This window comes from Aeromonas sp. EERV15 (assembly GCF_900079845.1).
Classification (GTDB): Bacteria; Pseudomonadota; Gammaproteobacteria; order Enterobacterales; family Aeromonadaceae; genus Aeromonas; species Aeromonas sobria.
In genome coordinates this window covers 1-457 of the sequence record NZ_FKKY02000130.1, presented here as the reverse complement: position 1 = coordinate 457, position 457 = coordinate 1, and the positions used below count along the sequence as shown (strand labels likewise).

At 76.4% G+C, this 457-nt stretch carries 1 protein-coding gene; it reads right to left on the bottom strand.

The window, feature by feature from the left end; genetic code table 11:
* Positions 1 to 40 precede the first annotated feature (40 nt).
* A partial coding sequence (locus BN4575_RS22895) for a formylglycine-generating enzyme family protein (protein WP_141689915.1) occupies positions 41 to 457 on the bottom strand: 417 nt, incomplete at its 5' end.

Genomic DNA, 457 nt, shown 5'->3' with positions numbered 1-457 from the left:
GCCTGCGCGCGGGGGCACGCGCGCGCCGAACGCCCGCACGTCAGGCGTCGCGCGCGCAGCGGAAGCCGCGCCACGCGCGGCGGCTGGTCGGCACGTCGTGGCCCCGCGCCGCGCCGCGCACCCACGGCCGACCCTGGATGTAACTGCCGCCCCGCAACACGCGCTCCTCGCCCATGTCGGGCCCCCGCGGGTCCTTCGCGCTGCCGGCTGGATACTCGGGATGGTAGTAGTCTGCGACCCACTCCTCGACGTTGCCGGCGAGATCGTCGATGCCGTCGGGGGTCCGCCCGGCGACGAGCGCGCCGACGGGCGCGAGCTCGAGGAAGCCGTCGCCGTCGTCGAGCTCGTCGAACGACAGCCGCCCGTGGTTCGCGTGGAACGGGTTGTAGACGTTGCCCCAGGGGTAGCGGCGCCCGGCGACGCCGCGCGCCGCCCGCTCCCATTCGGCCTCGGTCGG